The sequence below is a fragment of the Protofrankia sp. CiP1_Cm_nod4 genome, from assembly GCF_982290645.1.
This window is the reverse complement of record NZ_CEVIVC010000045.1, coordinates 9,720-23,547: the sequence shown is the minus strand read 5'-3', so window position 1 is coordinate 23,547 and position 13,828 is coordinate 9,720. Positions and strand designations below refer to the sequence as shown.

At 70.4% G+C, this 13,828-nt stretch carries 12 protein-coding genes; 6 read left to right on the top strand and 6 right to left on the bottom strand.

Annotation, left to right across the window (positions count from 1 at the left end):
- The first annotated feature begins 187 nt into the window (after positions 1–187).
- From AC5LSR_RS11035 to AC5LSR_RS11020, 4 genes are all read left to right on the top strand, one after another.
- Positions 188–652 (top strand): nitroreductase family deazaflavin-dependent oxidoreductase, encoded by a 465-nt coding sequence (locus tag AC5LSR_RS11035; RefSeq protein WP_250285500.1) that lies wholly within the window; start codon positions 188–190, stop codon positions 650–652.
- Complete coding sequence (locus tag AC5LSR_RS11030; RefSeq protein ID WP_250285501.1) at positions 649–1,359, top strand: TetR/AcrR family transcriptional regulator; 711 nt, start codon at positions 649–651, stop codon at positions 1,357–1,359. The genes AC5LSR_RS11035 and AC5LSR_RS11030 overlap by 4 nt, the downstream gene beginning before the upstream one ends.
- Positions 1,360–1,550: 191 nt before the next feature.
- Positions 1,551–3,107 carry a dihydrolipoyl dehydrogenase family protein gene (locus tag AC5LSR_RS11025; RefSeq protein ID WP_250285502.1) on the top strand — a complete coding sequence of 519 codons (1,557 nt, stop codon included), beginning with the start codon at positions 1,551–1,553 and terminating at the stop codon, positions 3,105–3,107.
- A 229-nt stretch (positions 3,108–3,336) separates the two neighbouring features.
- The gene (locus AC5LSR_RS11020; RefSeq protein WP_250285503.1) at positions 3,337–5,103 is read left to right on the top strand and encodes a DUF4407 domain-containing protein; all 1,767 of its coding nucleotides are present in this window, start codon (positions 3,337–3,339) and stop codon (positions 5,101–5,103) included.
- A 13-nt stretch (positions 5,104–5,116) separates the two neighbouring features.
- On the opposite strand, the gene AC5LSR_RS11015 is transcribed toward AC5LSR_RS11020, so the two are convergent.
- Positions 5,117–6,694, bottom strand: a complete 1,578-nt coding sequence (locus AC5LSR_RS11015; protein WP_250285504.1) for a toll/interleukin-1 receptor domain-containing protein — start codon at positions 6,692–6,694, stop codon at positions 5,117–5,119.
- A gap of 149 nt (positions 6,695–6,843) precedes the next feature.
- On the opposite strand from AC5LSR_RS11015, the gene AC5LSR_RS11010 reads away from it, so the two are divergent.
- On the top strand, positions 6,844–7,347 hold the full coding sequence (locus AC5LSR_RS11010; RefSeq protein ID WP_250285505.1) for an NUDIX domain-containing protein: 504 nt from the start codon (positions 6,844–6,846) through the stop codon (positions 7,345–7,347).
- 690 nt (positions 7,348–8,037) lie between these two features.
- Positions 8,038–9,069 (top strand): cation diffusion facilitator family transporter, encoded by a 1,032-nt coding sequence (locus AC5LSR_RS11005; RefSeq protein WP_250285506.1) that lies wholly within the window; start codon positions 8,038–8,040, stop codon positions 9,067–9,069.
- Between the two features lie 402 nt (positions 9,070–9,471).
- On the opposite strand, the gene AC5LSR_RS11000 is transcribed toward AC5LSR_RS11005, so the two are convergent.
- The 5 genes from AC5LSR_RS11000 to AC5LSR_RS10980 all read right to left on the bottom strand — a co-directional run.
- Positions 9,472–10,965, bottom strand: a complete 1,494-nt coding sequence (locus tag AC5LSR_RS11000) for a pyruvate, phosphate dikinase (RefSeq protein WP_493464826.1) — start codon at positions 10,963–10,965, stop codon at positions 9,472–9,474.
- The gene (locus tag AC5LSR_RS10995; protein ID WP_250287240.1) at positions 10,962–11,564 is read right to left on the bottom strand and encodes a hypothetical protein; all 603 of its coding nucleotides are present in this window, start codon (positions 11,562–11,564) and stop codon (positions 10,962–10,964) included. The genes AC5LSR_RS11000 and AC5LSR_RS10995 overlap by 4 nt, the downstream gene beginning before the upstream one ends.
- Complete coding sequence (locus AC5LSR_RS10990; protein WP_250287242.1) at positions 11,564–12,301, bottom strand: HAD family hydrolase; 738 nt, start codon at positions 12,299–12,301, stop codon at positions 11,564–11,566. The genes AC5LSR_RS10995 and AC5LSR_RS10990 overlap by 1 nt, the downstream gene beginning before the upstream one ends.
- Positions 12,298–13,383 carry a DUF7064 domain-containing protein gene (locus tag AC5LSR_RS10985; RefSeq protein ID WP_250287244.1) on the bottom strand — a complete coding sequence of 362 codons (1,086 nt, stop codon included), beginning with the start codon at positions 13,381–13,383 and terminating at the stop codon, positions 12,298–12,300. The genes AC5LSR_RS10990 and AC5LSR_RS10985 overlap by 4 nt, the downstream gene beginning before the upstream one ends.
- On the bottom strand, positions 13,380–13,828 hold a 449-nt coding region (locus tag AC5LSR_RS10980), incomplete at its 5' end, for a PEP-utilizing enzyme (protein ID WP_493468411.1). The genes AC5LSR_RS10985 and AC5LSR_RS10980, both read right to left, overlap by 4 nt.

Sequence of the window (13,828 nt, the reverse complement as noted above, 5' to 3'; positions counted from 1 at the left end):
AGCCGTCACAGCCGTCACAGCCGTCACAGCCCGCCCCGACACGGCGGCGTCGCCGGTCGGCCCGGCCGGACGGGCGCAGCCGCATGACGGGCCGAACCCGCGCTAGAATCGGCTAACACTGTTAGCTACACCTGTGGTCGACGATGTTGGCCTTAGGTGACATCACTACGCCCGAAGGGGGTCTACCATGGCCGACACGTCCAAGATCTATTATCGCGAGCCCGGCCGGTTCACCCGGCATGTCGTCAACAACCTGATCGCGGGCTTCACCCGAGCCGGTATCAGCATCTGGGGCAGCCGCGTCCTGGAGGTGCGGGGACGCAGCAGCGGGCAGCCCCGCCGGGTCCCGGTCAACCTGCTCGACCATGAGGGCAGGCAGTACCTGGTCGCGCCGCGGGGCGAGACCCAGTGGGTACGCAACCTGCGCGCCGCCGACGGCAGCCTCGACCTCCTGCTCGGGCGCCGCCGGGAGCACCGGACCGCCCATGAGCTCGCGGACGCGGACAAAGCGCCGGTCCTGCGTGCCTATCTCCGCCGCTGGAAGGCCGAGGTGGGGGTGTTCTTCGACGGTGTCAGCGCGGATTCGACCGATGAGGATGTCGCCCGCATCGCGCCGAGGCATCCGGTGTTCATCCTCGACCCGCTCGCATGACGCAGTCCGTTCTCTCCCCAGGCGCTGGTCCCTCCTCAAGTGCTGGCCTCTCCTCAAGTGCCCCGCCGCGGCCGCGTGCGCTCAGCCCCCGCGCCACGGAGATCATCAGCGCGGGCAGGCGGCTGCTCGAGGCGGAAGGAGCCGGCGCCCTGACCATGCGCCGGCTGGGCGCCGAGCTCGGCATCCAGGCGCCCTCCCTCTACAAGCACCTGCCGGGCAAGCACGCCGTCGAACTGGCCCTGGTCGACGAGGCACTGGCCGAGATCGGCCAGGCCCTGCACCAGGCGGTGTGCCACCCCGGGCCGGCGGGCGGCATCGCGGGCACCCTGGCCGCCTACCGTGAGTACGCGCTCGCCCACCCGAATCTGTACCGTCTGGCCACCAGCTCCCGCCTGCCCCGTGGCTCGACAACACCCGGCCTGGAGGAATGGTCCGGTGAACCGTTCTTCCTGGCGACCGGCGACCCGCAGGTCGCGCAGGCCATGTTCGCCTTCGCCCACGGCATGGTCATCCTCGAGCTGGACCAGCGCTTCCCCGGCAACAGCGACCTGCAACGGACCTGGGAGGCGGGCGCGGACGCCTTCACGTCCGCATCGGCGTCCGCGCGCGGGTCACGACCCGCCACCCGCGCCGCCGCGCACTCCCCCGGGCCTGCGCCCGGACCCATGCCCGAACTCGAGACCCCGCTGATACTCGAGACCCGCTGACGGGGACCGGCGGAGGCCCGCCCCGCCCGCATCCCCTCGGAGCACTCTGAGGAGCTGGGCCGCCAGAACTTCCAGGACCGGGTTCCGGAGGCGCGTCCGAGCGTGAAAAAACGTGATCGCGCTACCTCCGGCCGTCCAGCGGGTACCCCTGGTCTACCGGGCAGCAGCCCGCGGGCGCACAGGGGGCCGACATGCACGGGACTGACGCGCACTGGACCGATGTGCACGAGACCGACGTGATCGTGATCGGCGCCGGCCCGGCGGGGGAGAACGCCGCGGGCCGATGCGCGGACAACGGGCTCACCGTCTCGATCGTGGAGCGCGAGCTGGTCGGCGGGGAATGCTCGTACTGGGGTTGTATCCCGAGCAAGACGCTGCTGCGCCCGGGCGATGTGCTCGCCGCGGCCAGGCGTGTTCCCGGCGCGTCCCAGGCGGTCACCGGCACCGTCGACGCCGCCGCGGCCTTTGCGTGGCGTGACTACATGACCGCTGACTGGAATGACAGCGGCCAGGTGCCCTGGCTGGACAGCAAGAAGATCACACTGTTCCGCGGGGCCGGCCGGCTGGCCGGGGCCCGGACGGTCGAGGTCACCGGCAACGACGGGGCCAGGCGGCTGACCGCGAGACGGGCCGTGGTCCTCGCGACCGGGACGGTCGCGGTCATCCCGCCGGTCGACGGCCTGCGCGACGCGCGCCCGTGGAACAACCGGAGCGCCACCGCCGCGACCCACGTGCCGCGCCGGCTGCTGGTGGTCGGTGGCGGCGCGACCGGGGTGGAGATGGCGCAGGCGTTCCATCGCCTCGGGTGTTCACGGGTGACCATCGTCGAGGCCGGTGAGCGGCTGCTCGCGCGGGAGGAAGCGTTCGCCGGGGAGGAACTGCGCGCGGCTTTCCAGGCCGCGGGCATAGAAGTGATCACCGGTGTGCCGCTGGCGTCCGCACGCAGGCGGGACGGCGGCTCGACGGTGGTGGCGACGCTGGCCGACGGCGCCCGGATCGGCGCCGAGGAGATTCTCGTCGCCGTCGGTCGCCGACCGGCAACCGCGGATCTGGGCCTGGACGCGGTCGGGCTGCCCGCCGGCCGGTTCGTCGACGTCGACGGGTGGATGCGGGCCACCGGGGTGGACGGGGGCTGGCTCTACGCCGTCGGCGACTGCAACGGCCGGACGTTGCTGACGCACATGGGCAAGTACCAGGGCAGGCTCGCCGCCGACGTCATCCTCGGCCGCGACGTCCCGGCCGCCACGGACGTGGTACCGCGGGTGATCTTCACCGATCCCCAGGTCTGCGCGGTGGGCCTGACCGAACGGCAGGCCCGGGACGCCGGCCTGCCGATACGGACCGTCACCTACAGCACAGACGACGTGGCCGGCTCCCAGGTACGCGGCCGCGCCAACATCGCACCCACCGGAACCAACGGGACCAACGGGACCGGCGAGAGCGGCAGGGCCGGCAGGACCGCCGGAGCCGCCGGAGCCGCCGCGTCCGCCGCGTCCGCCGCGTCCGGTGGGGCCAGCAGGGCCGCCGTGACCCGTGTGACCACCAGGACCAGCAAACTGGTCATCGATTCCGAACGATCGGTGGTCGTCGGAGCGACGTTCATCGGCCCGGACGTCCAGGAGCTGCTGCACGCCGCGACCGTCGCCATCGTCGGCGAGGTACCCCTGAACCGCCTGTGGCACGCGGTCCCCTCATTCCCCACCGTCAGCGAAATCTGGCTCCGCCTCCTCGAGATATACGGCCTGTAGCCCGGCATCCGCCCGTCGCCCATCGAATCGATCCGGCGGACCGCGGCATCCCGATGAACATCCCGGGCGAATCCGACGAGTCCGTGAACACGGTATAAAGTCTTCTTTCCGGGAGACTTCGTCCCCGGTCATGGAGCACGACGGGGGAGCTCTGGATGAAGGTCCGGTCCGGCGGTCGCGGAACGCGCGCGAGCCGTCGGGAACGCTCGGCCTCTCGGCCGGTCGGCCGATGAAAGCCATACTCGCCCTCGTCGGGATCGACCCGGCGCACGCCACCGTGTTCGTCGACCGGGCCCGGTACACCTGCGCCGCCCTGTTCATGGCGCTCTACTACGTCTATGCGACGGCCGGCTGCACGTTCTTCCTGATGATCGCAACCGGAGGTGGGCTCTTCCCGGGGGTGATCGTCGGCCTGCTGTTCGCGGCGGCCGTGGTGGTCTATGACAGGTTCCTGTTGTCCCAGGTAAGCATCAACTTCTCCGATCTCTACAAGGATGACGCGCAGCTTCCCGGTCTCTACAAGAAGAACGCGCAACCGCGCGACTGGTCGAAGAGGCGCAGCTATGCGGTCAGAATCGTGATAACCCTGCTCATTGCGATCGTCGTGACCGACCCATTGGTCCTGAAGATGTTCGACGCTGAGATCACGGCAGAACTCGGCCGGCGGCACGCCGACCGGACGGGTGTACTCAACGCCGCGGTCGAGAAAAACAGAGTGGATCGTCTCACCGCACTCGACGATGAGATCGCGAGTGACCAGAAGCAGCTCGAGGCCGCCAATAAGGCCGTCGAGGAGGCACTCGCCGCGGTCACGAACGAGCGCGAGGGCCGGGGAGCCACCGGCCGGACCGGGAACGGCCCCGTGTTCACTCTTCTCAACAGCAACTACACAAACGCGGTCATCCGGCAGAATGAGGCCGCGAACACCCTTGCCAGCGTACTGTCGGACAAACCGGAGAAAATTGGGCAGATCAACGGTGAAGCTACCCGGCAGGCAGCCGAGAACAGCAGTCGGCCACCGCCACCCGCAGGTGTTCTCGACCACCAGGATGCATTGCTGACCGTGCTTCGCCACAATCTGCATGCATTTCTGGTCTGCATATTGATCTCTCTGCTGCTCGTAGCTCTCGATCTCGCGGTGCTGTTCATCAAAATGGCCGGCCACAACAGCGCCTACGAAATCTCCGTCGCCGCCGCGAGCCGTTCTCGGCTGCGTGTCATGCTCGCCTCGTCCAAGGCCGACGAGGAGGTTGCCCTCATGGAGGTCCGGCTACGGGCCGAACAGGCGAAACGGGATCTGCGCCATCACTACGGAACAATCGGGGCAAACATGGCCGGAGGGGAGCTGAAAGGAACGGTATACACCTCCGAAAACATCTCGCCGGGGCTGGGCGACCTGCTCGAGTCACTCTCCCGCCCCATGGCCGCCGCGGTGGGAGGACAGGGCACGCGGATTACTTACGACGGGCCGATAATGTTCGGCTCCTGGGAGAAGACGTTCTACTTCGCACCGCCCGCGGGAAACACCTTCGAGGAGGTCAGGGGCCGGGCCCGGAGCGTTCTCGACGCGATCGCGGCCAACCTCACGGCGGGGACGACAGCCATGCCCATGGAGGACATCGATGCCACGGCCTTCCGGACCTTCTTCACCGCCACCCGTGACCTGGGGTCGATCTCGCTCGTGATCGGCCCGCTGGTCACGGCCCGGGTCGGGGACGAGCTTCGGGGCACGATCCTCAGCGCCGAGGAACTGCTGGACGCCGACAACGCCTATCCCCCACGTGAGGCAGCGACAATAGTCGCCCGGATACGAGAGCGGGATCCGGCCCGGGATCCGGGCCGGGACCTGTCGGAATGGATGCGGGCGGCCCGCTCGGCTGCCGACGGGCGCTCGGACACGCGGCGGACGGCACGCCCGCCCTCCGACTTTCTCCCTGATATTCCAGAAATTCCCGCCCCGCGGGACGATGAAGGGGAAGACGACGAATGGCCATGACGGGCGGCCCGGATCACTGTTCACGCCACTTCTGAAGCAGGCCGGCAGCCGTCCGCGTCCACGGATGGTCATGGCCGAGAACTTCCTGGCAGCGCGCAAGCGTCTTCTCGGCAGCCATCCGGGCCGGTATACGATCGTCGAGGGCGTACAGATCCATCGCCGTGTTGATGGCAGATACGAGCGTGTCAGGATGACGGTCGCCGAGAAGCAGGCGCCGACGCTCCCAGACATATTCGTTCAGCCGTAACGACTCCCGATGATTGTCGAGCAGATAATGGCATCCGGCAAGGTTCGCCGCGCTGGAAAGAGTGTCCGGGCGGTCATCACCGAGAACCCGCCGCCGGCGTTCCCAGGTGTCCAGAGCCAACGTGTACGCCTCGTCGAGACGGCCCAGAGCACGCAGATCCATGACAAGACTGTTGGCCGACGCCAGGATGTCGGGATGATCGGTCGAAAGAATCCGTTGCCGACGGCTCGAGATATCCTTGTCCAGCTCGTAGGCCTTTTGATGATAATCCTTCTTCAGGACGAAGAGAGCACGGGCCAGGTGATGGCCCGCAGCCAGGGTGTCGAGGTGGTCGGGGCCGAGTACCGGTAGCCAGCGGCTGCGGGCCCGGTCAGCGAGGTCATGGCTCTCGCCGTACCGCCCCCGTGCGTAGTGGTAGCGGCAGACATCGAGAAGAAGAGCACGGAATTCGGCCGGTTCGCCGGTCGCCGCGGCAAACCGGCCGGCAACGGCCAGGACGTGGGATGCCATGCGAGAGACCAGGGACTCGTATGCGGGCCAGTTGGCCGGCTCACCGGGATCGCCACGACTCTCGGTTCCCAGCCGGCGGAGCTCGTCGACGCCCGGACCGCTGCCAGGAGCCGCGTATGGCTCCGTCCACGCCTGGTCGGGACAGGTGGCCGGTTTCGCGGACAGCACGCCCGGAAACGTCGAAGAGATATCATTTCCGGTCATGCCCCCAGCCCCGGCCAGGGCGATATCCGCGCTGTTCGACAGCACCAGCCCGAGCCCCGGAGCTTCCTTCTCGTCCATGCGGGATACCCGCTCCGGGAGCGGTATCGGGCCGGTCGGTCTCATACGGCCTGCCGTAGCCTGTTTCCGGATCGGTAATGTGGGCGGGCTGTCCGGTCTTCTTCGCCCGGCCAGTGCGTCCCGTAGCCCGTCGAGCAGCCGGGTCCGTGCCTCCCGTTCATCAGCCGGTCCCGACAGATCCGTCAGGTCGATCCGCCCACGTGTCCCCAAAATCCCGAGGCTGCCCGGACCACAGGTTTCGATCATGATCGGGAGCAGTCGCCGAGCATCCCCTTTCAGGTCCGATTCCCGCATCACCTGCCACTGCGCGCCACCGTCGGCCGACTCGAGATAGGCCGGTGTCACCACCGCCAGCAGCCGGCTCGCTCTGCGCAGGCCCTCCTGTTCCAGAGCGGACCAGACAGTCCCCGGGACGGACTCCCATGCCTTGATCAGAATCCGGTACCCGGTCTCCTCCAACGTCCAGGCGATCCACTCCGCCCATTCATGATCCGCATCGGCATACGAGACGAAGAAGTCCCAGCCGCCCTCAGCGGCACCCCCGTCGGTCATGTGCCCAGCATCCCACCGACAACGGATGGGAAGTGTAGGTGGTTCCCGTCGTCATGACAGCGCTTTCCACCTACGGCTTCCGCATCTGTAGGTGGAAAGCGCTGTCATGGAAGCGGTTTCCACCTACGCCTTCCGCTAATCTGAAGCAGATGTCACTGTCACCAGCGGAGTTCTACGCGACGCTCCCGCGCTCGATCGCCGGGGCCAGCGCTCTTTTCCATGATCCCGATGACCGGGTCCTACTCGTCCAGCCGTCCTACCGCACCGACTCCTGGCTGCTGCCCGGCGGCCACATGGAGGAGGGAGAATATCCCTGGGAGACCGCGCGGCGAGAAATCAAGGAAGAGCTGGGGCTGGACCTGCGGCCTGGACGGCTGTTGGCGATCGACTGGGTACCGCCCCAGGCCGACGGACGGCCGGCGCTGGCCAACTTCGTCTTCGACGGCGGGCTGCTCACCGCCGACGACGCCGAACAGCACCTGCGTCTCCAGGCCGACGAGCTGACCGCGTGGCGGCTGTGCACCCCCTCGGAGCGTGACCAGCTCCTTGCGCCGTACATCGCCTGGCGTGTCCACGCCTGCGTCGACGCCCTGCGCACCGGCCAGACCGCCTACCTCCAGCACGGCCGGCCCCCAGCGGCCGCACCCGGCTGACCGGCCGCGCCCGGCTGCGCGACCGCACCTGCGCACCCGGGTGACCGGCCCGACAGGCGCCAGCCAGCCCACACCCCCACGGTGGCCGTCTCGCCTCATTTTGACCTCGACGGCCACCCACATCGTCCTGATTCGACGTTCCTGGACAGAGGCCGCGAGGCTGGCGGCAGCCCGGAGGAGCGAGGCTGCTGCCCTGCGGAACACCATTCCGTTGGGGATGGGATAAACCGTGGCCCCGTGAACGGGGCAGCGATGCTGTTCTCACCCCCGTTGCCCCGCCTTTTCCACGTCGTGGCTCCGCTCGCCGGCGCTGCCGTCCCCGCCGGTCGGCGACGTTGTCGCACCTGCGGGGACGGCCATCTACGGAGGATCTGTAGCCGCGTACGGCGGTGTGGTGCACCGTCGCCGCAATGATCCTTTCGTGGCAGCGTACGAGCTATGGCGCATGAGCGGTGTGTCCCGGACGCCGGTGGTCATCATCACCCCGACGGTGACCACCCTGACGATGCTCGCCCTGGCGGCCCTTGTTCTCACGACGCTCACCATTCACATGACGTCGGTGGTCACCGTCCACGTGACGATGGTGACGAGGGCGCGACGGTGCGCACACGTGACGTGCGTTGGCGGCAGCGGTTGGCTCACCGGCTGGTGCCGCACTCCCACGATTCGGCGAACCGGGTGGATTCGGAGGTGGAAACATCTGCCGAGGGGATCCGCGCGCTGTGGATATCGCTGGCCGTGCTCGGGGCGACCGCTGCTCTTCAGATGGTCATCGTCATGCTGTCCGGATCGGTGGCGCTGCTCGGGGACACCGTCCACAACGCGGCGGACGCGCTGACCACGCTGCCCATCGGTGTCGCGTTCGTCCTCGGCCGACGACCGCCTACCCGCCGCTACACCTACGGTTACGGCCGTGCCGAGGACCTGGCCGGCCTCGCCGTTCTCGCGACGATCGCCGCGTCCGCGGGCTTCACCGCCTACGAAGCCGTCGACCGGCTGCTGCATCCCCGTGTGGTCACCCATCTGCCGGCGGTAGCCGCGGCCGGGCTGGCCGGGTTCGCCGGCAACGAGCTGGTGGCTCGACACCGGATCCGCACTGGCCGGCGGATCGGGTCGGCGGCGCTGGTCGCGGACGGGCTGCACGCCCGCACCGACGGGTTCGCCTCGCTGGCCGTGCTGCTGGGCGCCGCCGGCGTGGCCGTGGGCTGGGACACCGCCGACCCGGTCATCGGCCTGGTCATCACCGCCACGATCCTCGCCGTGCTCCGTGACGCCACCGGCGAGGTCTACCGACGCCTGATGGACGCCGTCGACCCGGATCTGACCGACGCGGCCGAGGCCGCGCTGCGGGCCGTTCCGGGCGTCAGCGCCGTCGGCCGGCTCCGGCTGCGCTGGATCGGCCACCGGCTGCATGCCGAGGCCGACATCGTCGTCCCCGGGGAGCTCACCGTCGTCGACGCGCACGCGATCGCCATGGCCGCCGAGCACGCCCTCATCCACACCGTGCCGCGGCTGACCACCGCGACCGTCCATACCGACCACCCGGCAGCACACGAACCAGCGACGCATGACACGCGTGACGCTGACCACCGGTGTGCACCGTTCACCCGGTATGACGCTGCCGTGCCGCGGCTGACCACCGCGACCGTCCACACCGACCACCCGGCAGCACACGAACCAGCGGACACGGGATTCGACAGCGCACGGCTCGGCGACGTATGACCCGCACGACACGCGTGACGCTGACCACCGGTGTGCACCGTTTCGTCCGCCATGGCGTTCTCGCGCACCCCGCACCGGTGACACCAGCCGGTGAGACGCCCGCTCGAAGGACACTCATGGACGCCAGCCCACAAGTCACCGGCCCGTGAGTCGTCACCAGCCTGTGAGCCGCTTCCGGGACAGCCGGCGACAGGCGGTACGGCGAGAGTTGTCCACAGCCCACCGGTACACCCGCGGGGCCAGCGGGCCGACGGCAATGGTCAGCGTCGCATCGATGGACGCCGGCCACCGAAGAAGAAGATCGGCGCGAGTTCGTCGCTGTGTAGGCTGACGCGGCCGAAAAACGTACACGGCAACAAACTCGCGGCGATCATGACATGCGTGGGTGGCTGTGGACGGGATTCACCGGCCGCGGCCGCGTGCCGTGAGCAGATCCGGCAGGGAGGCGGCCGGATCGGCGCCCGGCTCGGCGCGGGCCCAGGCCAGCAGCCGTGTGAGGTCGGGCTCGTCGCCGGCCCCGGCCGGGGCAACGACAGGCAGCACGCCCTCGAGCACCTCCCCCGCGGCGGCGTCCACGGTCACCTCGGTGCCCGCCAGGCCCATCAGCGTCCCGGCGCCGCAGCCGACCACGCAGGGCACGCCGAGCTCGCGGCTGACCACCGCGGCGTGCGATGTCGCGCCGCCGAGCTCGGTGAGAACCGCCGCGACGGCCGACATCGCCGGCACGTCCTCGGGATCGGTGGTCGGGCGGGCCAGCACGACGGCCTCACCGGCGTCGGCGCGCTCCTGGGCCGCCTCGGTGTCGCAGACGACGACACCGCTGACGGCCCCGGGGCAGGCGGGCCGTCCCGAGGCCAGCACCCGCGCGGCCGCGCGCGCGTGCGGCTCGACGTGCGGGCGCAGCACGGCGGCGACCTGCTCGGGGGAGACCCGGTCCAGGGCCTCGCGCTCGCCGATGAGCCCCTCCCGCGCGAGCGCGACGGCCAGCCGCACGGCGGCGGCCGGTGAGCGTTTCGCGGCACGGGTCTGCAGCAGCCACAGGCGCCCGGACTCGACGGTGAACTCGATGTCCTGCACGTCACGGCACTCCCGCTCGAGCGTCGCCGCGAGCGCGACGAGCTCGGCGTGCACGACGGGCTGGGCGCGCGCCAGCTCGGTGAGGCGCAGCGGGTCGTGGGTGCCCGCGACCACGTCATCCCCCTGCCCCCGCGGCAGCCACTCCCCGAACGGCTCGGGATCCCCGGTGAGCGGGTCGCGGGTGAACAGCACGCCCGTCCCGGACGCGTCGTCGAGGTTGCCGAACACCATGGCCTGCACGGTCACCGCGGTGCCCGCGTCGCCGTCGAGCCCGCGCTCGCGCCGGTAGGCCAGGGCGCGGCGCGAGTCCCACGAGGCGAACACGGCGCTCACCGCGGCCTCGAGCTGCGCGGCCGGCGCGGCGGGCGGCGCGACGCCGACGACCGCCTCGAACTGGCGGCTGAAACGCCGGGAGGTGTCGGCCGCGAACCGGGCGTCGCCCGTCGACGCGGCCAGCGCCACCCGCACCCGCGGCGTCATCCCCAGGTTCAGGACGGTGTCCATCATTCCGGGCATCGACACGGCCGCGCCCGAGCGCACCGACACCAGCAGCGGCGCGGGCCCGCGGCCGAAGGTGCGGCCGGTGGCCTCTTCGAGATACGCGATCGCCGCCGGCAGCGCCGCGCGCACGTCGGCGGGCAGCCGGCCGCCGCCGGCGCGGTGGCGCGCGCACGCCTCGGTGGTCACGACGAAGGCCGGCGGCACCGGCGCACCGAGCGCGAGCATGCGCTGGATGCCCCACGCCTTGCCGCCCAGCAGCGCGCGGCCGCCGTCGAGGCCGGGGACGAGCGGGCGCACCGCGGTGGTGATCGTGATCATCCGGTCGTGGCCTCCTCGCTCACCCGGTCGCGTCCGGTCGCGCCGTAGAGCTCCTCGTGCAGCTCGTGGAAGACGGTGTGATAGCTGTCGACCATCGGATGCGTCAGGAAGCGCCGGTCGCCGCCGCGCAGCCGGACGAGCGCCACCTCCAGCCGGCCGGGGTAGCGGCCCAGCCGGGGGATGACGCCGGCCGCCCGCAGCGCGAGACGGCCCACGTCACCGTGCAGCGCCTCGACCCGGGCGATCACCGCGGCGTCGTACGCCGTGTCGGAGTGGTCGTTGGGCTCCTCACCGCGCAGCTGCCAGTCCCGCAGGATGGCCTTCAGCGCGTGGTCGTGCGCGCTGAACTCCTCCCAGACCAGGTCGAGCGCGGCCATGTCCAGGCCCGCGCGCTCGACGGCCAGCGCCGCCCGCAGCGCGTCGCGCCCGCCGGGCATGATCCGGTAGCGGCCACGGCACTCCTGGACGTGCCCGGCCGTGACAAGCGCCGCGAGCGCGCGGCGCACGGCGGTCTCGTCGCCGCCGGTCAGCCAGATCACCGTGGACGCGTCCGCCAGCCCGCCTTTCAGCCGCACCGCCTGCAACACCGCGAGATCCATCAGGCCACCTCCTCGGATGCGACTCCGGCCCGCTCGGATGAGGCCGCGGCCAGGCCTCGCGGGCTCGTTCCCGGCCCGCCCGCTCCCGGCCCGCCCGTTCGGCTGTCCACCGGCTCGGGGGCGATCCGCACACCGGCTTCGACCAGCGCCCGGCGCACCTGCCGCGGGCTTTCGTACCGGACGTCGACCATCCCCAGGTCACGCGCGGGCACGAGGTTCTCGGGGAAGTCGTCGACGAAGACCACCTCCCGCGGCCCGTGGCCGAGCATCTCCAGGAGCCTGCGGTAGATCGCGGGATCGGGCTTGCGCAGCCCCAGCTCCGACGAGTCGCCGTAGACGTCGATCGCGCCCGCGGGCAGCAGCGCGTGCAGCCAGTCACGCCGCTCGGCGAAGATGTTCGTCAGCAGCGCGGTCCGGTAGCCGGCCGCCCTGACCTCGACGACCAGCGCGGCCATCTCGGGCCGGACGTTGTCGCCCATGCACGCCCACAGCATCGCGTCCAGACGCTGTGCCGGGACGTCGACACGGTGTTTCTCGGCGATCGCCGCGGAGCACCGGCGGTAGAACTCGGCGATCGGCATGCGCCCCGTCTCGCAGCGGGCGAACAGCTCGCCGCCGCGGACGAAGGACATCACCGTGCCGGTGGGCAGGCCGTACTCGGCGTCGACCTTCTCGAACTCTCCGACGGGACTCGGGCACAGGACCCCGCCCACGTCGAAGACGACCGCCCCGATCATGCCTTGCGGGGCGGCGAGCCCGCGTGGACGAACTGCGCGCCACGGAACACGTCCACCTTGTGGATGTAGCCGTTCTGGGTGAACAGCGGGAACTCCCGCCCCTCGGGATCAACGAAGATCGCGTAGTAGTCCTGCATCGTGGCGGCCCAGTTGGGGGCGTCCGGCCCGACCTCGGACTCCTGCATGGCAACCGCGACCCGCCCCGTCGGACGCACCAGGTCACCGGCGATGCGGTGCCCGTTGGAGAACTCGAGCTCGTAGTGCTTCGGGCAGGCGGTCGCCTCCTTGTGATAGACACCGCCCACGCAGGGGACGAGCGTGCCCGCGTCCGACCACCAGCCGGCGACCGGCATGGGAGCCGGTTCCGGCAGCTCGTGGCTGCGCAGCGCGATGACCGAGAAGACGCTGTCGTCCGGCAGGATCGCCGATACGAGGTCCCAGCCGGTGTTCCACATCAGCTGGGTCTTGCGCCGGCCCCAGCCGCGGTCGCGCCAGCCGAAGCCGGAGAACGCGAGCTCCGGCCCGCCGCGCCAGCGCATCGTCCCGCTGGCCGTGATGACCTGCTCGGTGTGGCGGTAGACCTGCCCGCTCTCCCCGGTGGCGTAGTAGCCCCTGAACATGGTGTCCCACAGGGGCGCGAGGTGCTTCCCCCGCAGCGTCAGGTCGAACTCGGCCTCGTCGAGGCTGCCGGCCCACCGCAGCTCGTGGTCGGAGTCCCAGGAGAGGTTGACCACCTCCAGCCGCGCGAGCTCGTTGCCGATCCGCCGGTCGTTGTGCGTCCCGTCGGTCCGCAGCACCTGGATGACCGATCTGTTGCCCTGCGCGACGCCGACGGCGCACCGGGTGTCAGGCGAGCGGTTGGCGCTGACCGTCATGTGCATGTTGATGTTCGCGTTGAGCGCGTCATCACGGACGGTGATAAAGAAGGTCTCCTTCCACGGTAAGGACTCGTCACCGAAGGGCTTGTGTAACAGCTCGTCCTCGGGGCGGGGCAGCCATTCCGCCGGGACGCCGCGGGACGGCAAGGCGGCCGCCCCGGTGGCTGTGCTGGTGGCTGTGCTGGTGGCCGTGGGAGTGCTCATGCGGTGCTCTCCAGTTCACTGTCACGGTTCGTGCTGTCACGGTTCGCGCCGTCACGGGCCGCACGGCCGGTCACGCCTTCCGCGGCCCGCTTGAGGATCTCCACCGTTCCCTTGTTGCCGTCGACCCGGACGCGGTCGCCGGTGCGCAGCACCCTGGTGCCGTTGCCCGTGCCGATGACGCACGGCACCCCGACCTCACGCGCGACCACGGCGGCGTGGCTGAGCAGGCCGCCGATGTCGACCACCAGGGCCGAGGAGAGGAACAGCACCGACGCCCAGCTCGGGTCGGTGGTCGCGCACACGAGCACCTCGTCGGGCTCGATGTCGCCGAACGTGGGGTCGTGGACCACGCGCACGAAGCCCTCGGCGGTCCCGCCGCTGGCACCGATGCCCGTGACGCTGCTCTCCGTGCCCGCCGGGGCCGCGGCCCCCGCCTCCCCCGTGC

What these genes read in the sequence shown, in the direction of transcription:
- AC5LSR_RS11030 (WP_250285501.1), top strand. Translation starts at nt 649, where the DNA reads ATGACGCAGTCCGTTCTCTCCCCAGGCGCTGGTCCCTCCTCAAGTGCT.
- AC5LSR_RS11010 (WP_250285505.1), top strand. Translation starts at nt 6,844, where the DNA reads ATGTCACTGTCACCAGCGGAGTTCTACGCGACGCTCCCGCGCTCGATC.
- AC5LSR_RS11000 (WP_493464826.1), bottom strand. Translation starts at nt 10,965, where the DNA reads ATGATCACGATCACCACCGCGGTGCGCCCGCTCGTCCCCGGCCTCGAC.
- AC5LSR_RS10995 (WP_250287240.1), bottom strand. Translation starts at nt 11,564, where the DNA reads ATGGATCTCGCGGTGTTGCAGGCGGTGCGGCTGAAAGGCGGGCTGGCG.
- AC5LSR_RS11015 (WP_250285504.1), bottom strand. Translation starts at nt 6,694, where the DNA reads ATGACCGACGGGGGTGCCGCTGAGGGCGGCTGGGACTTCTTCGTCTCG.
- AC5LSR_RS11035 (WP_250285500.1), top strand. Translation starts at nt 188, where the DNA reads ATGGCCGACACGTCCAAGATCTATTATCGCGAGCCCGGCCGGTTCACC.
- AC5LSR_RS11025 (WP_250285502.1), top strand. Translation starts at nt 1,551, where the DNA reads ATGCACGGGACTGACGCGCACTGGACCGATGTGCACGAGACCGACGTG.
- AC5LSR_RS10985 (WP_250287244.1), bottom strand. Translation starts at nt 13,383, where the DNA reads ATGAGCACTCCCACGGCCACCAGCACAGCCACCAGCACAGCCACCGGG.
- AC5LSR_RS11020 (WP_250285503.1), top strand. Translation starts at nt 3,337, where the DNA reads ATGAAAGCCATACTCGCCCTCGTCGGGATCGACCCGGCGCACGCCACC.
- AC5LSR_RS10990 (WP_250287242.1), bottom strand. Translation starts at nt 12,301, where the DNA reads ATGATCGGGGCGGTCGTCTTCGACGTGGGCGGGGTCCTGTGCCCGAGT.